The following is a 19751-nucleotide window of genomic DNA, read 5'->3' as shown; positions in this document are numbered from 1 at the left end:
GGAATTGTTCGAATCGGCCACGTCGGGAAGGGTAGCCCGGCAACGTCGATCACCCGAAGGCAGGCAACATGACGAGGTCCACCGAGGAACGCACCGGATCCGGGATGGACCGGTTCTTCAAGATCAGCGAACGCGGCTCGACGACGTCACGCGAGATCCGCGGCGGCATCGTCACCTTCGTCACGATGGCGTACATCGTGGTGCTCAACCCGCTGATCCTCGGCAGCTTCTCGACCAGCGACGCGGGCGCACACAAGGACGTCCTGGGGCACATCCTCCCGGTTTCGCAGGTCGCGGCGGTGACCGCGCTGGTCGCCGGTGTGCTGACGATCCTGATGGGCCTCGTCGCCAACTACCCGTTCGCGATCGCCACCGGCCTCGGCATCAACAGCCTGGTCGCGGTCACCATCGCCCCGCAGATGACCTGGCCCGAGGCGATGGGCCTGGTGGTCATCGAGGGCCTGATCATCGTGCTGCTGGTGTTCACCGGGTTCCGCACGGCAGTGTTCCGCGCGGTGCCGCCCGCGCTCAAGTCTTCGATCGCGGTCGGCATCGGGCTGTTCATCTGCCTGATCGGGCTGGTCGACGCCGGGTTCGTCCGGCGGCTGCCGGACGCCGCGCACACCACGGTCCCGGTCGGGCTCGGCATCGGCGGGTCGATCGCCTCGTGGCCGACCGCGGTGTTCGTCGCCGGCCTGCTGCTGACCGGGATCCTGGTCGCGCGGAAGGTGCGCGGCGCGATCCTGATCGGCGTACTGAGCTCGACCGTGCTGGCGATCGTCGTCGAGGCGATCGTGAAGGCTGGCCCGTCCAACGGCGTCGATCCGAAGGGCTGGAACCTCGGCTACCCGGCGCTGCCGAGCCAGATCGTCGGCCTGCCGAACCTTTCGCTGGTGGGGGACGTGTCGTTCGGCGCGTGGAGCAGGTTGCCGCTGATCACCGTCGTGCTGCTGGTGTTCACCCTGGTGCTCGCCGACTTCTTCGACGCCATGGGCACGATGACCGGCCTCGGTAAGGAGGCCGGGCTGATCGACAAGGACGGCCAGCTGCCGAACGTCGGCAAGGCGCTGTTCGTCGAAGGGCTGGCGGGCGCGGCCGGTGGGTTCGGCTCGGCGAGCTCCAACACGGTGTTCGTCGAATCGGCGTCCGGGATCGCGGAGGGCGCGCGGACCGGGCTGGCGAACGTCGTCACCGGTTTGCTGTTCATCGGCGCCATGTTCCTCACCCCGCTGTACCAGGTGGTTCCGGTCGAGGCCGCGGCTCCGGCACTGGTCGTCGTCGGCGCGTTGATGATGCGGCAGGTGAAGGACATCGACTTCCGCGACTTCACGATCGCGTTGCCGGCGTTCTTGACGATCGTGGTCATGCCGTTCACCTACTCGATCGCGAACGGCATCGGCGCGGGTTTCGTCAGCTACGTCGCGATCCACGCCGCGACGGGCAAGGCGAAGCAGGTCCACCCGCTGATGTGGATCATCGCGGTGGCTTTCGTCGCCTACTTCGCCGTCGGTCCGATCCAGGCGGCGCTGAACTAGCGATGGGATAGAACCGGAGGTCTTCCGCCTGCTCGAGCTGATGTTACGCCGAATGCCGAATTTTCCGGAGTTAATCGGCCCTGAACCCTGCCCCTTCGGTCGCTGACCGGGAAATAGAATCGCCGCAGACTCGATGGTATGGATCAGCTTCGAGTTCAAGGAGGATTCCGTCCTCCGGTAGACCTGACCCGGCCGTGGTCATTGAGTGATCAGGACCCCAATGACTGAAATCATGCTGCCCGAATGTGCTTCGGATCATCCCGAACTGACGGAGTTCTTCGACTGCCGGATTTTCGGCGGCCTGTCCGTGTGGATCGACGGCGGGAAGGTCGACCTCGGCGGACCAAAGCAGCAACTGGTCCTTGCTGTCCTGCTCTGCTTGGCGAATTCGACCGTCAGTGTCGACAAGCTGGTCGAAACCTTGTGGTCGGACGAACCGCCCGTTACCGCGCGGAAGAACGTGCAGGTCTACATCTCCAAGTTGCGCAAGATCTTCGGGAAAAGGTTGACCCATTCTTTACGTGGCTATCGGCTCAGGCTCGGGCCGGCGGAATTCGATCTTCTCCGGTTCGAACAATCGGTACAGGCCGGTCGCGATGAGATGCGGGCGGGAAACCGCGAGACCTGCATCGGGCTGCTGGCGGGCAGTCTCGAAATGTGGGACGACGGACCGTTGCCCGAATTCATCGGTGAGCCTTTTGTCAGCGGTCTGGTCGAATTGCTGACTGCGCGCTTCCTCGCTGTCTTGGAAGACTGGGCCGAGCTCGAACTCGACCGGGGCGGCTACCTCCAGGTCCTCGTCGAACTCGACAAGTTCGCCCGCGACCAGCCGCTGCGCGAGCGATGCGCCGCGATCTGGATCCGGGCACTGGCCGACGCCGGGCGGGTCAGTGAAGCGTTGGCCCACTACGACTTCGTCCGCCGGGCGCTCTCCCATGAGCTCGGGATCGAGCCGAGCCGGCGGCTCGCCGACTACCAGCAACGTCTGCTTCGCGGTGAACGGCTCGGGATCGCTGTGCCACCGGCCGCCGGGCGGCCGGTCAACGGTATGGACAAGGTGAACCAGCTGCCGCGCGATCTACCCGACTTCGTCGGCAAGGTCGTGGAAGTGGACGCGGTCGTCGCGGAGTTGGCCAGTGACCAGGGATGTGGCGTGGTCGTGCTGTCCGGACCGGTGGGTACCGGCAAGACGGCGCTGGCCGTGCATGCGGCACACCTGCTGGACGCGTCCTTCCCGGACGGTCGGGTGCTGCTCGAACTCAGCACTCTCCAGGGACGGCCGAAGTCACTGGACACCGTCCTCGATGAGCTGATGGGCATCATCGGTCTCGGCAGGCAACCGGTCCACAGCACCGCCCACGCACTCGCGCGGTGGCGTTCCTGGGTGCTGGATCGCCGGTTGCTCCTCGTACTCGACGCCGCTGATCGCGAGGACGTCGTCAAGGCACTCCTGCCGGGAAGCCGTCGAAGCCGTGTCGTCGTCACCAGTCGCCGGAGGCTGAGCGGGCTCGAATCGGTCATGCGTGTCGAACCGGCGCCGTTCGGCAGCGACGAGAGCGCGGAACTGCTCGGCCGGATCATCGGCGCCGACCGGCTGCACACGGATTCGTCGGCCGCCCGGCTGATCGTCGACCACTGCGCGGGTCTGCCTCTCGCGGTGCGCATCACGGGCACGAGACTGTCGGTACTCCGGCACGTCCGCCTCGGTGACTATCTCGACCAACTGGTGAACACGGAGTCGATACTCGGGGAAATGGCGGCGGGCGATCTCGACATCCGGTCGAGATACGAAAGGTTCTACCTTGACCTGCCGCAGCCGCAGCGTGCCGCCTTCCGCATCCTGGTAGCGCGCCTGACGCCACCGTTCGACCATGCGGCGGTGATGGGCGCCTTGGCCGCGATCACCCGTTCGCCCGGCACCATGCTCGAATCCCTGCTCGAGTGCTGCTTGCTTTCGGTGCCCAACGACGCGCTCGACGACCGCTCCACTCGATACCACATGCCGGACTTCGCCTACCTGTACGGCAGGGAACTCAACTCCGCGCCCGGCGAGGCCTGACTGCTTTCGTCACCGCCGGGCCTGCAGGAACTCCTGGAAAGCGTGGACCAGATCCTGGTCATCGTCGACCGGCTCGGTACTCGCCCGGCGGGTCGTCACCACGCGGAGCGCGATCGCCGCCTGGCAGGCGAACAGGGTCAGCAGTTCGAGCTCGTCGAGATTCGACCGTGACTGGGGGGCAGGGTCGAGTACCTCGAGTACCCCCAGCACGTCTTCCGCGTCGATCAGCGGTACCGCCATCAGCGCCTGCGGAAGGTAGCCCGTTCCGGCGGCCAGATCCCGCGCGAAGGATTCGTTCGACCGCAGGTCCTCGACCACCATCGCCTCGCCGGACCCCAGTACCCAGCCGGCGATACCCCTGGCTGGTATCCGGGTACCCACCAGGAATCCTTCGCCCTCCCCGGCCACGGCCTGGAAGACCAGCTCTCCGGTCTGCCCGTCGAGCAGGAAGATCGAACTCGCGGCGGCGCCGAAGATGGCGCGGGCCACGTTGACGATGGACTGCAGCAGGCCCCTCGCGTCCGCGTCGAAGGAAGCCGGCGTGGCCGGGAAGGGCAGGTGGGTGGTCATGAGATCCCTCGATTCTCGGTGCGGACGTTCGCCGCCGCCAGGTACAGCGCGGTCTTGAGCTCGAAGATGGTGAGCCGTGGATGCGCCGCGAGCGCCAGCGCGCACAGGCCGGCGATCCGCGGGGTGGCGAAGCTGTTGCCCGTCGTCTGCATCGTGCGACCGCCCAGCCAGGCGACTCGGACGTCCTGCCCCTTCGCGAAGAACTCCACCGGTGGCGAGGGGTTGTACAGGTAGAGACCCGGGTCGCTTTCCTGGTGCCCGCCGACCGAGATCACCGAGGAGAAGCTCCACGGAAAGCTCACGATGGGCGAGTTGTGAGCGGACGCAACCAGGGCGGTCCCGCGGAAGTAGGCGCGGTCGGCTATCTCTCGAAGTTCGTGCACGAAGCGTGCCCGGGTGGTGGACAGGCTCAGGTTGATGACGTCGAATCCCTGCTCGACAGCCCAGCTCAGCCCTGCGAGCAGGAAGTCGCCGGTGCCGGCGAAGTGGTTGCCGAGCACCCGCACGCTGTGCAGCTCGCAGTCCGGCGCCACTTCCCGGATGATGCCCGCGCACGCGGTTCCGTGTCCGCAGGTGTCGCCGTCCGCGGTCTGTTCCACCCGCGGCCCGTCCGCCCCCGGCACCACCGCGTAGGACGCAGCGACCGGGCCGACCAGCGGGTGCTCGAGATCGATCCCGCTGTCGACGACGCAGACCCGCACCCCGGCCCCGGTCGAGCCGCCGGTCGCCCAGCCGGGTGCGGGCCCCGCCGCGAACACCGGGATGTCTTCCGGGTGGCGTCCTCTCAGGCCCCAGCTGACCGGATTCGCGGTCGAAGTCATGACGTCGTTTCCTGTTCGGCCGAGCGGATAGCCGCGGCGAGCCGAGCCGCGCCGAGCAAACCGACCAGGTCTTCCTTGCGCCGGGACGTGCGTCCCGCTGCCGCGGCCGCGGCGCCGGCCTGCCGGTAGGCGCCCGCGGCCAGGTGGACGTGGGCGAGATCCGTCTGCGAGACGGCGAGGGTGACCGGTGAATCCGTCTTGGCGGCCTCGGCGACCGCGTGCAGCGCGAGCTCGGCAGCGGAGGCGTGGCGCCCTGCCGCGGCCTCCATGCGGGCACGGATCCCGAGCTGGTCCGCGGCGACCGCGGCCGGGACGGCTGAGGGAGTCCGCTCCGTGGGCAGTATTGCCGGGACGCGGCCGCGGGCCAGGCGTATCCGCGCGAGATCACGGGAAGCTGTTGCCAGCAAAGAGAGTTCGCCGGTCTTGCGGCCTTCGGAGATCGCTGCCCGCAGGAGCCGTTCGGCCGTTTCGAAGTCACCGGCCGCGGCCTCGACGCCGGCGGCGAAGATCGGGACGACCATCGCGGCTTCCGCGTAACCGAGTCCCTGGACCAGTTCCCCTGCGAGGGCAAGACATTCCCGGGCTTCGTCGAAACGCTGCCGCAGGGCGAGCAAGGACGCCAGTGGGCAGTTGATCGTCAGCTGTACCGCGCTTCGCCCGCTACCATGCTCTGCGAGGAGCTCGCGGCAGTTCCGGATGGCTTCTTCGGCAGGGAACGGCCCAAGCCAGAACGAAACGCCCATCGCGCCCAAGGTCAACGCACGCTCGGGTTCGGCGTCGGCGGCTACCGCCGCGTGCAGGGCGTCGGCCAGTAGCCGATGCGCGGCCCGGTTCCGGCCGAGGGACTGCTGTTCCTGGGCGAGCCTGATTCCGGCCCTGGCCAGGCCCAGGTCATCCCGGGCGGCACGGAAGACCGGGAGTGCCGCCCGGGCGACCTCGGCCGCGGAGCCGCCCGAAGCCGACCCCGGGTCCAGTGCTGCCAACTGGAGCCTGCCGTGCGCGGCGGCCAGTTGGTCACCGGTGTCCGCGGCCATCCTGACGACCTCGCGAAGCAGATCGCCGCCTTCGAGCGTGCGGCCGAGAGCCAGGCACGTCTCGCCGAGGCGCTGCGCGGTGGCCGCCCACCACGGATCGCCGGGAACCGAACACGCGAGCGCGCTCCGGTGCAGACTCTCCGACCAGGACAGGTCGGCCCGCGCCAACGCGACGCCGCCCGCCTCGCCGAGCGTCCGCGCGGCTTCACCGCGGAGCCGCTCGGTGCGTTCGTCCCGCAGGCCGAGGCTTGACCTGTGCCGATAGGCCTCTTCGAGGTGGCGGCCGGCGACGGCACGCCCGGTGCGGGGGCCGGTTGCCAGCAGTTCGTGCCATTCGGCTCGGCGTACCTTGGAAATGCCCTGGTAGGTGACTTCGCGGACAAGTCCGCTGCGGAACCGGTAGTGCCCGTCGTCGTCGACTGGTTCGATCAGCCGCCGCCGGACCAGCCCGCGCAGGATCCGCTGGTCCGGATCCGTGGCGGGCGCCGGCTCGAAGGCGTCGACCAACGGGCTGAGCTGAGCCGGGGCGAACTGGCGGCCGATCACGGCGGCGGCGTCCAGTACGACGCGTTCTTCCGAGGCCAGTGCGTCTATCCGGGCGGCCAGCACAGCGGTCACCGTGCCCGGCAGGTCGCCGGGTTCGGCGCCTTCGGTGAGCATGGCGGTGAGTTGTTCGAGGTAGAGGGGGTTGCCCTCCGCGCGCTCCAGGAGCGTCGGCGGTGGCGCGGTGCCATGCGACTGGACTTCGACCAGCTGTCCGGCCAGGGTGGCGGACTCCGCCGGGGTCAGCGGACCCAGTTCGAACGTGCCGGCGTCCGCGCTGTCTGTCCATAGTGGATGGTCAAGTAAGAGGTCGGTCCGGCCGGCGCAGACGAGGAACACCGGACTCGTCCCCAGCTTCGCGGCGATCAGTTCTATGGCGTCGAGCAGGGCCGCGTCCGCCCAGTGCAGATCGTCCAGTACCAGCACGACGGGGCGTTCGGCGGCAAGCCCGGCGAGCACGCCCGCCACAGCCGCGCGGCAGGTGTCCAGCGACGGACTCGGCGTGCCGTCGGCGAGCAGCCCCGAACTCAGGACGTCGTATGCCGAGCCGGCAGGCCCGTCGTCGAGTCGGAACCCCGCTTCCGCGGCGACGGCCAGTATCTGGCGCATCGCCGTGGCGAGCGGCATGAGACTTGCTTGGTCGCCGTGTGAATGACAGCGTCCGGTGCCGAGGAAGACGTCCGCGTCCGGCAGTTCGTCGAGCCATTCACGCAGCAGCCGTGTCTTACCGAGGCCGGCGTCCGCACACACCGTGAGCCGACGGCACGTCCCGGAACCGGTGACGCGGTCCCAGCGGGAACGCAATCGGGCGAGCTCGCTCTTCCTGCCGACGAAAGGCAGGTCGAGTCCGCGCGGCAGGTCTGCCGCTTCCGGCCGGAGACCGAGCAGTCGATGGACCGGGACAGCGGCGGCTTTGCCCTTGAACAGCATCGGCCCGAGCTCTGCGACGACGGCCGCGGTGCCCAGCGCGGCGAGGGTGTCCGGTCCGAGCAGGATCTGGTTCTCTCCGGCGTGCTGCTCGAGCCTCGCCGCGATATTGACGACTTCGCCGGACACCATCGTCTGTTGCCCGCCGTTCGCGGCCGTCACGACTTCACCGGTGTTGATGCCGAGCCGGACGCTGAGCCGGCAGCCGAGTGCCGGGGTCAACTCGCTGTTGAGCTCGCCGAGCGCGGCGATCATCTCCAGCCCCGCACTCGCCCCGCGCAGTGCGTCGTTCTCGTGGACCGCGGGCACGCCGAAGACGGCCATCACGGCGTCTCCGATGAACTTTTCGACGGTGCCGCCATGGGCTTCGATCCGTCCCCTCATCAGCTCGAAATAGCGGAGCATGACGATGCGGAGCATCTCCGGTTCCAAGGTTCCGGACAGGGCCGTCGAGGACACGAGGTCGCAGAACAGCACGGTCACGACCTTGCGCTTCTCCGCCTTGGGAGGGTCGCTGACCGCGGTGCCGCAGGACGGGCAGAACCGGGCGCCGGACGGCAGCGCCGACTTGCAGGCGGAACAGCGCGGAGCGCGCGTTTCCTCTTCCGGGGCAAGCATCAGAACAAAGCCGCCCCTGCCACCGCGGCGTGCGCCTCGACCTCCGGCGCGACAGCGTCCAGCCGGCCCTTGATGTCGACTACGAGCGCAAGTTCCTCGGCACTCAGGTCGCGGAAGACCGTGCGCTGCTCGTCAGTGAAGCCCTCGACCGGGAACCCGGCGGCTTCCAGCTCGGTGAGGTTGTCCACCTGATCGGTCATCGAGTCCACTTCCCTCCGGCCGCCGGTTCGCGGGCGATCTCGTGAAACAGGTCGGCCAGTCCGGCGACGGTCTGCAACGCGCTGACCCGTACCGCCTGCCTCTGTCCGGCGGTGGCCGGAAGTTCGTCGAGCAGGTCGTAGACGGCTCTGCTGTGTTCGGTGTCGACGACGGCGTGGTGATGCAGCGTCCGGAACGCGTCCGACGAGAACCCGGTCCTCGCGGCGAGCTCCCCGGCCAGGGTCGGGGCGGGTGAATTCCCTTCGAGGACGGCGATGTAGCCGAGGAGGCATACCGGGTCGTGGTGGCTGACCCAGTAGTACTGGGCGCCCACCAGCCGTGCGACCGTCGGCGAAGGGGCCGAGTCGAGGTCCGAGCCGAGCAGTCTCAGGTCTTCGCGCAGCCATTCGTCGTGATGTTGTTCTTCTTCGATGTGCTCGTCGAAGTACTCGCGGAGCCGCTTCCGACCGGTATCCGCGCAGCGCGACGCGGCCAGCTCCATGAGCGGCACCGATGCGCGGATGACCCCGTGCATCGCCGAAAGGTATTTGAGATACCGCTTGCGCAGGCCGTCCGGCCGCCAGATCGCCGCGGCGGTGACGTGGAGCACCGGACCGACGACGTCCAGCAGGGTCCGAACCTCCCGGCCGAGGGTGAGGCCGGCGGTGCGGGGTGGCCAGGTGAGGCCCTGGTCGGTGTTCATGGCTGGGTGGCCCCCGTTCCCGCGGCTCGGCCGTCGACGAGGTGGGCGTATCGGCTGCTTCCATATTCGGTGACCAGGCCGACGGGACCGGTCGACGCCCGCTGTTCGATCGCCGTCCGCTCAAGGAGTTCGCCCACCGGACCGGTACCGATCCGGCTTGCCCAGTTCGCGGCCGCGGGTTCGTCGCCGAGCCGGTGGCACGACGTGCAGTAGTCCGGTTCGCTTCCGGGCACGAGCTCGCCGCGGACACGGGCAGTGAGATGCAGCGGGCCGACGGTCCGGATGACGCGCAGTAGCGGCCGAGTTCGCGCGCGTTCGTGGACAGCGGCCCAGCCGTCGGTTGCGATGTGCCCGAGGGCCAGGTGATCGGGGGTCGACCGACCGTCGACGACGTCCTGGTTGCAGCAGGCCGAAATCCGCCCGTCGACACTCACGACCGGCCAGGCGGCCATCGCGCAGGGGGTGGCTCGCCCGGCATCGGCGTCGGCGAGAGCGAGAGCCCACCCCCGCGCCCGGCCGATCGGGCGAACCTCGCTGACCAGCATGGGAACGTCGGCGCCGAAGGTCCCGGAGACGGCGGTGGTGACTTCTTCGAGGTAGCTGTCGTCCGGACCGGTGCCGACGATGTGCAGGCTGGTGTCGGTGCCCTGCTTCAGGAGCAGTTTCAGCACCGCGAAGACGTCCGCTCTCGAGACTTCCCGTTCGTGGTAGGCGTCGAGGCTGATCGAGAAGTGGTCGACCGTGCGCGCGGCCTCCCGGACGGGTGCCGGGAGCCGGCCGCCGCGGGCGAAGAACGCGCCGGTCAGTACCGCGGTGCGGGTACCCGCCGTGCGTGCTTCGCGGGCTACCGCGCACACCAGGTCCGGCCGCATGAGCGGCTCGCCGCCGGTCAGCATCACGACGTCGGGCCGTTCGCCGGCGGTGAAACTGCCGACGAACCGAAGCAGCTGGTCGCTCTCGATGTCCTTGCCGCGCAGTGTCGAGGCCGACGAGCAGTGCGCGCAGCTCAGCGGACACCGGTCGGTCGTGGTGACCAGCAGGCCGGCGCACACCTGGCGGCGCAAGGCCATGATATCGGCCAAATGCATCCCCGTGCCTCCTCTCCTTGCTGTTCCCCGAGTCTCCCCCAGCCGGATCGGGTGCCGGTTTCAGCTCGGTATATTCCCGGCATATTTGCCCGAAAGTGCGGACGCTCGATCATTTTCCTGCTTTCACCGCGCCCATACCGCCTGTTAAGCGGCGCACGTTAGCGTCGCGTCGTCTCCGTTTTCCGGAGAATCTCCCGACTGTAGGAGGTCGTCGTTGTCCAGTGAGAGTGATCCCCAAGGTCAGGAATCCGCCGAGATTCCGAACGAAGCCGGTACGGACGAGGTCGAGGCGCATGTGGAAACAATGCCCGAGGCGCCGGTCTGGTGCGCCACCAACTCGTGGTGATGATCGCCTTTCACTGCGTTCATACCGTTCGTTAAGCAGTTCATCGTAGTGTTCCCGGCAACGTCGAGGACACGGCGAAAGAATCAACGCAAGGAGAAGTGAATGTCCGAAGAAAACGTCGCCCCAGAGCCTGAAGAGGTCGACCCGTCGGCGGTGAAGGATCCCGAGGTCATCGCCCACGCTGAAGAGTCCGAAGAGGACCCAGGCTTCTGCGTCGCGCACTGGTTCTGATCGACAACCGAGTTTTATCCAGTAGGAGGAAGAGAATGTCCGAAGAGAAGACCAACCCCGAGTCCGAAGAGAACGCGGCTGCGGCGGTGAGCGACCCCGAGGTCGTCGCCCACGCTGAGGGATCCGAAGAGGATGCCCAGTTCTGCCTCATCCACTCGTACTGAGAACGCCCGCAATCCGGCCGTCAGTCGGATTTGATCGCTGCTGAGTCCGGTCACCCGACGAAACTTCCTCGTTCGGTGACCGGACTCGGTTCCTCATGCTCGACACGGAAAACTGTCCACCGCGGTCGATAATGCCGCCTGCGCCCTCTTCGGGAGGTTGATGTGAATTCCAGCCAGTTAGCCGACGTGGCACCTCGCGAGCGGCTCATCAAGGGTGAAAAGAACTGGTGGTTCATCGGGCCACGAGGGATCGCCCGCCTTCAGGACGAGCATCTTGACGCGGAAGGCGCGGTGTTACCGCGAGTGGAACGGAGTCTGCGCGACCAGGGGCTGTTCGAGGTCCCGGCGTACGACTCGTATGCGCTGACGGTGCTCACCAGTACCGACTGCAATCTCGGTTGTGGGTACTGCTTCCAGAACACCGAACAGGATCCCTCCGGGGGAAACCGGCCGCCGCGTATCGCCCACGCCAGGCTCACCCCCGAGACCACGACGTCTCTCCTTGAGTTCACCGACGCGCGTATGGCCGAAGCCGGTCTGGACAAGCTGACGATCCTGCTGTTCGGCGGAGAGCCGATGCTGAACCCGAAGGGCTGCCGCGACCTGCTGTCCAGGGCCGCCGACCACGGCCTGGTCTCGGCCAGCATGGTCTCCAATGGAACACTCCTCACCCCGTTGCTGGCCAAGGAGTTGGCGGACCTGGGCCTGTCCTCGGTACAGATCACCTTTGACGGCGATCGCGAAGTGCATGACCACATCCGGATCAAACGATCGGGCGGCGGCACGTTCGACACCATCATCGCCAACATGGCCAAGGTTTCGGCGGTCACCTCGATCCGCTGGAGTCTTCGGGTGAATGTGTCGCATCACAATCACACCGGCCTCGACAAGCTGGTGGAGCAGCTCGGCGAGGCGATGGACACGTCGCGATGCAACATCTACTTCGCGCGGGTCGGCGATGTCGGGGTGGGGTACGAGAACGAGCTGCTGCACACCGGACTGCTCGCCGATAGCTTCCTGCGCTGGCAGCGTCGTGCGCTCGAGCTTGGCTTCACTGTCGCGCGACCTCGTGCGCAAGCCCCTTGCCAGACCTGTTCTTTCCGCGAGGGTCGGTTCGGCGCGGTGGTCAACGCGGATGGTGTGCTCGCCAGCTGCTGGGAAACGGCCGGCAAGCCCGGCTTGGAGGTGGGTACGACGGCGACCGGCTATCTGCCGTCAGCGGAGACCGAAGGCCGCTGGCAGTCCTGTGAGGACTTCTACCGGTTCTCGGATGAAGACCGGGGGCTGGCGAGTTTCCAGAACACGGTCGATGCCGCGCTGCTGGACCATTTGAGCGCTGTCGGGCGCCTGTAGACCAGGGAGAGCGAAGATGTCGGCGTCCGGTCTGGTGCGCAATCGGGACTTCTTACGGCTGTGGGTGGCCAGTTCGGTATCGCCACTCGGTTCGAGCCTTTCGGCGATCGCCTACCCGCTGCTAGTCCTTTCCTTCGGCGGGAGCGCGGCAGAGGCGGGTGCCGTACTTTCGGCTTCGCTGATCACCTCCACCGTGCTCCGCCTGCCCGGCGGGCACCTTGCCGACCTGGTCGATCCGCGCAAGTTGATGGTGTGGATGGATCTCGTCCGCTTGCTCGTGGTGGGAAGCGTGCCCACCACAATGGCGCTGGGGCACGTCTCGTTCCCTCAACTGCTTACGGTGGCGGCGGTCGAAGGCGTGGCGACGGCGTTGTACACCCCGGCGTATTCGGTACTGCTGCGGGATATCGTCCCCCAAGAGCAGCTTGCCCACGCGCTGAGCCGGTTCCAGGCGACGACCGGGACGATCATGATGGCCGGGCCGCCGCTTGGCGGCCTGCTGTTCGCCGTCGCCCCGATGCTGCCCTTCGTGGTCGACGCCGCGTCCTACGCGATCTCCGCGGCCGCCCTGCTCACCGTGCGAACACGTCAGCAGCCCCGGGCCGGCGACGTTGTGGACCGACGGCCCACAGCGGGAGTGCGATGGTTATGGGGCCATCCCCGTTTCGTCCGGCTGCTCGCGGTCGCGGCGGTGCTGAACCTGGCCGCGGCCGGGACGGAGGCGACCGTGCTGTTCGGGCTCCGCGGGGCCGGCGTCTCCACCGGCACCGTCGGCCTGGTCATCGCGTGTGCCGGAGTCGGCGCGGTCGCCGGCTCGCTGATCGCGGTGCGCCTGATCGCGCTGCTGGCCGAATCGGTGTTCTACGTGGCGATCGCGCTGGTGTGGGCTGCCGGGACCGCCGTGTTCGCGGTGGCCCATCAGCCATGGGTGATCGGACCCGTGCTCGTCCTGATGATGCTGCTCACCCCGGCGGCCGGGATCAGGTTGGGGCAGCTCATCTTCGCCAGTGTGCCGCGGGACCTGGTCGGCCGGGTCAGCACCGCGACCGGACTGGTCAACGCCGGTGTCGCGTCGGTGGGCCCAGCGCTGGCCGGGATCCTGCTCGGGGCTGCCGGGCTGTCGCTCACGTGGTCGTTGTTCGCGGCGCTTTGCCTGCTTGCCGCCGGAATCGTGGTCCTGCCCGGTGCGCGTTCGGCGCCGGCCCCGCTTCCGCAACCGGTGGCCGAACCCGATGTCCTTGCCCACGGCGAACCGGAGACCTCGTGAACCCGGTCGACCGCCGCTATCCGGACGCGCCACGCCAGGACCTCGTCGAGGAGCTGCATGGCATCGCCGTCGCGGATCCCTACCGGTGGCTGGAGGACGGCGACGCGGAGCGGACGGTGTCCTGGCTGGCGGCCCAGGAAGACCTGTTCATCGCGGAACGGGCCCAGTGGGCGGATACCGGAGACTGGCGCCGCAGGGTGATGGGACTGCTCCCGGAGGACGTCCATTCCCTGCCGGTGTTTCGCCGGGCCCGGACGTTCTACCGCTTCCGCCGAGGTGCCGAGGACCAGGCCGCGCTGTACGTCGAGGAGGACGGAATCCGGCGGACGCTCATCGACCCGGTCGCGCTCGATCCATCCGGCCGTACCGTGCTCGAAGCCTGGGAACCTTGCTGGGAAGGGGATTTCGTCGCCTACCAGTTGTCCGGTGGCGGTACGGAAGACTCGGTACTCCGGGTTCTCGACGTTGGCACCGGGCAGGTCGTCGACGGGCCGATCGACCGGGTACGCCGGTCGCCGATAGCTTGGCTGCCCGGCGGGCGCGCCTTCTACTACGTGCGGCGGTTGCCTCCCGAGCTGAACCCGGGTGAGGAGCGCTACCACCGCCGCGTCTATCTGCACGAAATCGGCGACGACACGCCGGCCGACGTACCGGTTTTCGGTGAGGGCCGGGACAAGACCACCTTCTACGACGTTTCGGTGACCGCGGACGGGCGGTGGCTGGCCATCACGTCCACGGTCGGGACCGATCCTGATACCGAGGTCTCGTTGGCTGATCTGCACGCCGGCCCGGTGCGCTCACCCGTCCTGATCCCAGTCGACCAGGACCAGCCGTCCACCACCCGGGCGCTCATCCCGCGCGGCACCGGTCCACACGACGTGATGGCGTTCAGAACGACGGACAAGGCGCCTCGGGGCCGCGTAGTCACCTGCACTCCCGCGGACCCGTCGGCGTCGGCCTGGATCGAGCTCATCGGCGAACGATCCGACGCGGTGCTGGACACCGTCACGGTGCTCGACGGCCCGGCGCCCGGCCGTCGCCTCGTGCTCGCAGTGTGGGCGCGGCACGCCACCGCAGAGGTCACCGTCCACGACCTTGCGGACGGCCGCGAACTCGCCGTCGTCCCGTTGCCCGGCAAGGGCGTGATCACCGGTGTGGCGACCAGGCCCGAGGGCGGTCACGAGGCCTGGCTCGGCTACACCGACCACGCCACGCCGTTGACCGTGCTTCGCTTCGACGCACTCTCGGGGGCTGTCGAACCGTGGCAGGCGCCGCGATTGCCCGCCGGGCCGCGGGTCCGTACCGACCTGGAGACCTACCGCTCCGCGGACGGTACCGAAGTCCGGATGTTCGTAGTCTCGCCGCACGGTCGACCGGACCGGCCGCGACCGGCCATCCTCACCGGATACGGCGGGTTCGGGGTCTCGATGTCCCCCGGTTACCTGGCCGACGCGCTGGCGTGGGCCAGAGCCGGCGGTGTCTACGCCGTCGCGTGTGTCCGCGGTGGCGGCGAAGAGGGCAGGCATTGGCACAGCGCTGGGACAGGGGCGGGCAAACCGAAGGTTTTCGAGGACTTCGCGGCCGCGGCCGACCACCTCGTCGACCACGGCTGGACCAACCGGGCGAAGCTCGGGATCATGGGCGGTTCCAACGGAGGACTGCTCGTCGGGGCGGTCGTCACCCGGCACCCGGACAAGTACGCGGCCGCGGTGTGCCTGGCTCCGCTGCTCGACATGGCCCGGTACGAACAGACCGGGCTCGGCCCGAGCTGGCGGCCGGAGTACGGCACCGCCGAGGATCCCGGGCAGTTCCGCACGCTGCTTTCCTACTCGCCCTACCACCACGTCCAGGTCGGCACGGCTTATCCGGCCGTCCTGTTCGGCGTCTTCGACGGTGACAGCCGGGTGGACCCGCTGCACGCACGGAAGATGTGCGCCGCGCTGCAGTACGCGTCCACCGGTGCCGGACCCGTGGTGCTCCGGACCGAGCCCGGCGTCGGGCACGGCGTGCGCCCGCTCACGAGCCAGCTCGGGCTGCTGGCGGACGTGCTGGCCTTCTTCGACAGGCAACTCGGCGGGCTGGAGAAGACATGAAAGAGCCGGAGTCCCTGCTGGGCGGCGCGTTCACGAATCGCCCGCATCCCGTACTGGAACAGCTGCGCGAAGGCTGCCCGGTGACGTCGGTTGCCGGACCGCGGAACCGGCACGCGTGGGTGGTCACCCGGGCCGACGATGTCCGCACGGCGTTGCTCGATCCCCGGCTCTCGCTCCAACCGAAGGACGTCGACCCGCACGCGGCGCTCCGGCGCGCGATGGATCTCACTTTGGTGGACTACGACCCGCCGGAGCACACCCGGATCCGGAAGATCGTCACCCCGTTGCTCACTCCGCGCCGGTTGGCGCGGTACCGGCCGCAGGTGGAAGCGGCCACGCGCGAACTGCTCGCGGCGATCCCGAGGTCCGGGCCAGTTGATCTGATGGCATCCTTCGCCGGGTTACTGCCCTTCAGGATCATCTGCGAACTGTTCGGTATTGCCGAAACCGGGCACGGAGAGCTGAATCGCAGGATGGCAGCGCTGGTCGACCGGTCCGGCCGACCCCGTACCGCCGTCGAGGAGACACTGGACTGGTTCGACGGGTTCGTCGCCGCTGAGATCGACCGGCGGCAGGGCGATCCCGGGGACGATCTCCTGTCCGCCATCACTGCGGCCTCGGCGGCCGCGGGGGACGTCAGCCGTTCCGAACTGATCTCCCTCTGCGCGACGATGATGATCTCCGCTGTCGATGGGGCCGCGCAGATGATCGGGATCTGCCTGGTCGCGCTGCTGACCGAACCGGCGTTCGCCGCGCGTGTTCGTGCCGATCCGGCCTTGGCGCCCCGAGCGGTGGAGGAGGTCCTGCGCTGGGATACCTCCAGCCCGTTCGCCACGATGAGGCGGGCCACTGAGGACTTCGAGCTGGCGGGGACGGTGATATCGGAGGGCGACGGCGTGTTGGTGGCACTGGCCGCGGCCAACCGTGATCCGCGCCGGTATGACTCGCCGGATCGGCTCGATCTCGACCGGCCGAACTCCGATCACTTCGGCTTCGGGTTCGGGCACCACTACTGCCTCGGTGCCTCGCTCGCGAGGCTGGAGCTGGAAGTCTTCGTGGCCGAGTTCGTGAAGTCCTGCCCGGGCGCCGTGCTGGCGATCCCGGCGGCCGAACTGACGTGGCGGGGCAGTTTCCTCCACCGCCGGCTCGAGAACTTGCCGGTCTCGTTGACCGGGTAGCCGTGCGTCACGTTCAGCGGGGTGGGGGAGTTCACCCGACCGGCGAGTGATCGTGAGGTACGCTAACGATATGCCGGACGACCTGCGTGAGCGCTCATTGGCGAGCCGTTTGCGGCTGGCCGTCGTTCGGCTCAACCGGCGGCTTCGCGCGCAGCGGGCCGGTCAGGGTGTCACGCTCACCCAGATCTCCGCACTGTCCACATTGTACAAATGTGGGGCGCTGACGCCGGGGCAGCTCGCTGCCAAGGAGGGGGTCCAGCCGCCGTCGATGACCAGGGTCATCGCCGCGCTCGAAGAGCTCGGTTACGTCGACAGGCGGCCCCACCCCACGGACGGGCGTCAAGCGATCGTCGAACTGTCCGAGGCAGGCTCGGGGTTCGTCCACGACGCGATTTCGGCCCGTGAGGCTTGGCTCGACCAACGGCTGGCAGAACTGACCGCCGAGGAGCGCGAACTGCTCTCCAAGGCCGCGGAAATCATCGACAGGATGGCGGGGAACTAAAACCGGTGACGAACACGGGTAGCGACACAGAGCGTCAGACGACCTTCACCGCTACCCGGGATCCGGCTCCACCGCCGCCGGCCGAACCGACCGGCACGGCAGGTCCGCCGTCGATCAAGCCGTCCATGTTCTCCTCCCTGAAGGTCCGCAACTACCGGCTGTTCTTCAGCGGCCAGGTGATCTCCAACATCGGCACCTGGATGCAGCGCATCGCCCAGGACTGGCTGGTGTTCACCCTCAGCGGGCACAACCCGATCGCACTGGGCATCGCGGTCGCGCTGCAGTTCACCCCGACCGTGCTGCTTTCGCTGTGGGCCGGGGTGCTCGCCGACCGCGTCGACAAGCGCCGGATGCTGATGGTCATCCAGAGCCTGAGCTGTGTGCAGGCCGTGGTGCTCGGGCTGTTGAACATCACCGGCGTCGTCCAGCTCTGGCACGTCTACGCGCTGTGTGTCGTGCTGGGTTGCCTGGGTGCGCTGGAGGTGCCGACGCGGCAGTCGTTCGTCGCCGAGATGGTGGGCCGGGAGCACATCGCCAATGCCGTGTCGCTCAACTCGTCGATCTTCAACATGGCCCGCATCATCGGCCCGGCCATCGCCGGGTTCGCGATCACCTGGGTCGGCACCGGCTGGTTGTTCATCGCGAACGGCGTCAGCACGATCGCGGTGATCACCGGCCTTGCGTTGATGAACCCGGACCACCTGTTCCGCGGGCCGGCGATCGTCCGGGCGAAGGGGCAGCTTCGCGACGGGCTGCGCTACGTCCGGCGGCGTTCCGACCTGGTGACGGTCATGGTGTTGGTGCTGTTCGTCAGTATGTTCGGCCTCAACTTCTTCACCTCGATCGCCATCGTCGCCGGGAACGTGTTCGGCACCGGCGCGGACGGCTACGGCCTGCTGTCGACGATGGTCGCGCTCGGGACGTTCACCGGCGCGATGATGGGCGCGCGGCGCGGCGTCAAGCGCGAGCCGCGGGTGCGGTTGCTGCTGATCTCGGCGTTCAGCCTCGGCGCGCTCGAATGCGTCGCGTCGGTCATGCCGACGTACCTCTCGTTCGGGATCGCGCTGGTGCCGCTCGGGTACGCCACGATCACCTTCCTCAACACCGCCAACTCGCTCGTGCAGACCGCGGTCAGCCCGGAGATGCGCGGGCGCGTGATGGGGCTGTACGTGCTGGTGCTGATCGGCGGCAACCCCATCGGCGGCCCGATGACGGGCTGGCTGGCGAGCAACTTCGGCGGCCGTTCGACGTTCTACGTCGGCGGTGTGATCTCGGTTCTCGCCGCCGTGGTCTGCGCCGTTGTCCTCATCCGCCGCGGCGGCGTCAAACTCCCCGTCCGCCGCTTCGGCCGTCAGCGTGTCCTGGCCCGGTAGGGCGGTTCGGCTTCTGTGCGTGGCCCTGAGGGGCCACCCCTGTGGCGTCTTTTGCTGCGCCGCACAGAGGGGACTTGCGGAGTGTGTGAGGGTAGGCTAACCTTTGTCTTGTCCGCTTCGTGGTGGGAGCGGCAGTCAGTTCGGGAACGGACGAGGCCCTGCAACCGGGAACCCCGGGAGCAGGGCTTCGTTCATTTTTGCCCGACGACCGGCACCCGCTCCAGCTCGAAGCCGAACACCGTCCGGTAGGTCGCCAGGATCTCGGCGTCGCCGGAGAGGAGCCGCTCGGTGCGATCGTCGCCGGCGGTCTCGATCAGCCGGTCGCCGGCGAGGGTCACCTGCCGGTCGGCCGTGAGCAGCGAGCAGACCAGCCGTTTCGTGAAGTTCGAGCCCGGCGACGTCGTCTGCCACCAGCAGGTCGGCTCGAACTCGTGCAGCTCACGCGCGCGTCTCTCCAGCCGATACGCGGGCTCGCCGTCGCGCAGGATGTCGATGTCGCCGCCGGGCGCGTCGAGGATCAGGAAGTCCCCGGCGTCGTCCTGCTGGGCTTCGGTGGCGTTCAGCCGCAGCGGGTGCACCGAGTGCCGCCCGAACCCGACGTCCACCAGCCACGGCTCGTCGAGGTCCACCCGCAGCGCCAGGTGGTCGAACGGGGGCCCCAAGCTGCCCCCGCGGAACACTTTGGCGCCGAGCAGTGTGACCTCGAACCCCACCTCGCGCAGCAGCCAGGCGAACAGGCCGTTCACCTCGTAGCAGATACCCCCGCGCCGGCGGTCCACGATCTTGGCGAACAGGTCCTTCTCCTCGAGGCTGACCCGCTCGCCGAGGTGGATGGCCAGGTTTTCGAATGGCACCGTGGCCAGATGCCGTTCCTGCAGGTGCCACAGCGTTTTGAGGTCGGTCGTCGGGGACGGGCGCGCGCCGATGCGGTGGAGGTAGGCATCAGGATCCATGCTCCTACCGTGTCACCTGGACCATGGTCGAGGTCAAGCCCGAAAATCGGGACCCGGCGTTGGGCGCTTTTGTACAAAAGTCGGTCTTCCGCCCTGGCGGGCGGGTTGGTGAGGGGTGAAAATCGGGTTAGGTCGCCTGCCGACGTCGTCGCACTGTGGTCCACGAGGCCGTGCAAAAGTCGGGCGCTGGGAACC

Annotated in this window: 18 protein-coding genes; 11 read left to right on the top strand and 7 right to left on the bottom strand. The window is 68.1% G+C overall.

Annotated elements, in window-relative coordinates:
• The first annotated feature begins 68 nt into the window (after positions 1-68).
• Together JWQ81_RS26285 and JWQ81_RS26280 are read left to right on the top strand one after the other, a co-directional pair.
• Positions 69-1535 carry an NCS2 family permease gene (locus tag JWQ81_RS26285; protein WP_297545563.1) on the top strand — a complete coding sequence of 489 codons (1467 nt, stop codon included), beginning with the start codon at positions 69-71 and terminating at the stop codon, positions 1533-1535.
• 220 nt (positions 1536-1755) lie between these two features.
• On the top strand, positions 1756-3594 hold the full coding sequence (locus tag JWQ81_RS26280; RefSeq protein ID WP_297545561.1) for a BTAD domain-containing putative transcriptional regulator: 1839 nt from the start codon (positions 1756-1758) through the stop codon (positions 3592-3594).
• A 9-nt stretch (positions 3595-3603) separates the two neighbouring features.
• Here the strand turns inward: JWQ81_RS26280 and JWQ81_RS26275 are convergent, their stop codons facing one another.
• The 6 genes from JWQ81_RS26275 to JWQ81_RS26250 are packed head-to-tail and all read right to left on the bottom strand — an operon-like array spanning position 3604 to position 10096.
• Positions 3604-4164, bottom strand: a complete 561-nt coding sequence (locus JWQ81_RS26275; protein ID WP_297545560.1) for a GAF domain-containing protein — start codon at positions 4162-4164, stop codon at positions 3604-3606.
• Complete coding sequence (locus JWQ81_RS26270; protein ID WP_297545558.1) at positions 4161-4985, bottom strand: S8 family serine peptidase; 825 nt, start codon at positions 4983-4985, stop codon at positions 4161-4163. Before JWQ81_RS26270 ends, JWQ81_RS26275 begins: the two co-directional genes overlap by 4 nt.
• Positions 4982-8107 carry an adenylate/guanylate cyclase domain-containing protein gene (locus tag JWQ81_RS26265; RefSeq protein WP_297545556.1) on the bottom strand — a complete coding sequence of 1042 codons (3126 nt, stop codon included), beginning with the start codon at positions 8105-8107 and terminating at the stop codon, positions 4982-4984. The genes JWQ81_RS26270 and JWQ81_RS26265 overlap by 4 nt, the downstream gene beginning before the upstream one ends.
• The gene (locus tag JWQ81_RS26260; protein WP_297545555.1) at positions 8107-8307 is read right to left on the bottom strand and encodes an aroma-sacti cluster domain-containing protein; all 201 of its coding nucleotides are present in this window, start codon (positions 8305-8307) and stop codon (positions 8107-8109) included. The genes JWQ81_RS26265 and JWQ81_RS26260 overlap by 1 nt, the downstream gene beginning before the upstream one ends.
• The gene (locus tag JWQ81_RS26255) at positions 8304-9008 is read right to left on the bottom strand and encodes an iron-containing redox enzyme family protein (RefSeq protein WP_297545553.1); all 705 of its coding nucleotides are present in this window, start codon (positions 9006-9008) and stop codon (positions 8304-8306) included. The genes JWQ81_RS26260 and JWQ81_RS26255 overlap by 4 nt, the downstream gene beginning before the upstream one ends.
• Positions 9005-10096 (bottom strand): radical SAM protein, encoded by a 1092-nt coding sequence (locus tag JWQ81_RS26250; protein WP_297545551.1) that lies wholly within the window; start codon positions 10094-10096, stop codon positions 9005-9007. The genes JWQ81_RS26255 and JWQ81_RS26250 overlap by 4 nt, the downstream gene beginning before the upstream one ends.
• Positions 10097-10310: 214 nt before the next feature.
• On the opposite strand from JWQ81_RS26250, the gene JWQ81_RS26245 reads away from it, so the two are divergent.
• The 9 genes from JWQ81_RS26245 to JWQ81_RS26205 all read left to right on the top strand — a co-directional run bounded on the left by JWQ81_RS26245 (position 10311) and on the right by JWQ81_RS26205 (position 18603).
• A complete protein-coding gene (locus JWQ81_RS26245; RefSeq protein WP_297545549.1) occupies positions 10311-10442 on the top strand; it encodes a hypothetical protein in 132 nt (43 codons plus the stop codon).
• Between the two features lie 102 nt (positions 10443-10544).
• Positions 10545-10673 carry a hypothetical protein gene (locus tag JWQ81_RS26240; protein ID WP_297545547.1) on the top strand — a complete coding sequence of 43 codons (129 nt, stop codon included), beginning with the start codon at positions 10545-10547 and terminating at the stop codon, positions 10671-10673.
• A 35-nt stretch (positions 10674-10708) separates the two neighbouring features.
• Positions 10709-10837, top strand: a complete 129-nt coding sequence (locus JWQ81_RS26235; protein ID WP_297545545.1) for a hypothetical protein — start codon at positions 10709-10711, stop codon at positions 10835-10837.
• Positions 10838-10999: 162 nt separating this feature from the next.
• On the top strand, positions 11000-12190 hold the full coding sequence (locus JWQ81_RS26230) for a radical SAM protein (RefSeq protein WP_297545543.1): 1191 nt from the start codon (positions 11000-11002) through the stop codon (positions 12188-12190).
• 16 nt (positions 12191-12206) lie between these two features.
• Entirely contained in the window at positions 12207-13457 is a 1251-nt protein-coding gene (locus JWQ81_RS26225; RefSeq protein WP_297545541.1) for an MFS transporter, read from the top strand.
• Positions 13454-15550, top strand: a complete 2097-nt coding sequence (locus JWQ81_RS26220; RefSeq protein ID WP_297545539.1) for a prolyl oligopeptidase family serine peptidase — start codon at positions 13454-13456, stop codon at positions 15548-15550. The genes JWQ81_RS26225 and JWQ81_RS26220 overlap by 4 nt, the downstream gene beginning before the upstream one ends.
• Positions 15547-16728 (top strand): cytochrome P450, encoded by a 1182-nt coding sequence (locus JWQ81_RS26215; protein WP_297545537.1) that lies wholly within the window; start codon positions 15547-15549, stop codon positions 16726-16728. Before JWQ81_RS26220 ends, JWQ81_RS26215 begins: the two co-directional genes overlap by 4 nt.
• Before the next feature lie 70 nt (positions 16729-16798).
• Positions 16799-17230: a MarR family transcriptional regulator gene (locus tag JWQ81_RS26210; protein ID WP_297545535.1), complete on the top strand. Its 432-nt coding sequence runs from the start codon at positions 16799-16801 to the stop codon at positions 17228-17230.
• Positions 17231-17355: 125 nt separating this feature from the next.
• The gene (locus JWQ81_RS26205) at positions 17356-18603 is read left to right on the top strand and encodes an MFS transporter (protein ID WP_297545534.1); all 1248 of its coding nucleotides are present in this window, start codon (positions 17356-17358) and stop codon (positions 18601-18603) included.
• A gap of 191 nt (positions 18604-18794) precedes the next feature.
• On the opposite strand, the gene JWQ81_RS26200 is transcribed toward JWQ81_RS26205, so the two are convergent.
• Positions 18795-19556 carry an arylamine N-acetyltransferase gene (locus JWQ81_RS26200; protein ID WP_297545532.1) on the bottom strand — a complete coding sequence of 254 codons (762 nt, stop codon included), beginning with the start codon at positions 19554-19556 and terminating at the stop codon, positions 18795-18797.
• Positions 19557-19751: the final 195 nt, after the last annotated feature.

The sequence above is a fragment of the Amycolatopsis sp. genome, assembly GCF_025464955.1.
In the GTDB taxonomy this organism is placed as follows: domain Bacteria; phylum Actinomycetota; class Actinomycetes; order Mycobacteriales; family Pseudonocardiaceae; genus Amycolatopsis.
This window is presented reverse-complemented; position numbering and strand designations above follow the sequence as displayed.

Coding starts and splice junctions, on each gene's coding strand:
- JWQ81_RS26285 (WP_297545563.1), top strand. CDS start 69: ATGACGAGGTCCACCGAGGAACGCACCGGATCCGGGATGGACCGGTTC.
- JWQ81_RS26280 (WP_297545561.1), top strand. CDS start 1,756: ATGACTGAAATCATGCTGCCCGAATGTGCTTCGGATCATCCCGAACTG.
- JWQ81_RS26275 (WP_297545560.1), bottom strand. CDS start 4,164: ATGACCACCCACCTGCCCTTCCCGGCCACGCCGGCTTCCTTCGACGCG.
- JWQ81_RS26270 (WP_297545558.1), bottom strand. CDS start 4,985: ATGACTTCGACCGCGAATCCGGTCAGCTGGGGCCTGAGAGGACGCCAC.
- JWQ81_RS26265 (WP_297545556.1), bottom strand. CDS start 8,107: ATGCTTGCCCCGGAAGAGGAAACGCGCGCTCCGCGCTGTTCCGCCTGC.
- JWQ81_RS26260 (WP_297545555.1), bottom strand. CDS start 8,307: ATGACCGATCAGGTGGACAACCTCACCGAGCTGGAAGCCGCCGGGTTC.
- JWQ81_RS26255 (WP_297545553.1), bottom strand. CDS start 9,008: ATGAACACCGACCAGGGCCTCACCTGGCCACCCCGCACCGCCGGCCTC.
- JWQ81_RS26250 (WP_297545551.1), bottom strand. CDS start 10,096: ATGCATTTGGCCGATATCATGGCCTTGCGCCGCCAGGTGTGCGCCGGC.
- JWQ81_RS26240 (WP_297545547.1), top strand. CDS start 10,545: ATGTCCGAAGAAAACGTCGCCCCAGAGCCTGAAGAGGTCGACCCGTCG.
- JWQ81_RS26235 (WP_297545545.1), top strand. CDS start 10,709: ATGTCCGAAGAGAAGACCAACCCCGAGTCCGAAGAGAACGCGGCTGCG.
- JWQ81_RS26225 (WP_297545541.1), top strand. CDS start 12,207: ATGTCGGCGTCCGGTCTGGTGCGCAATCGGGACTTCTTACGGCTGTGG.
- JWQ81_RS26215 (WP_297545537.1), top strand. CDS start 15,547: ATGAAAGAGCCGGAGTCCCTGCTGGGCGGCGCGTTCACGAATCGCCCG.
- JWQ81_RS26210 (WP_297545535.1), top strand. CDS start 16,799: ATGCCGGACGACCTGCGTGAGCGCTCATTGGCGAGCCGTTTGCGGCTG.
- JWQ81_RS26205 (WP_297545534.1), top strand. CDS start 17,356: ATGTTCTCCTCCCTGAAGGTCCGCAACTACCGGCTGTTCTTCAGCGGC.
- JWQ81_RS26200 (WP_297545532.1), bottom strand. CDS start 19,556: ATGGATCCTGATGCCTACCTCCACCGCATCGGCGCGCGCCCGTCCCCG.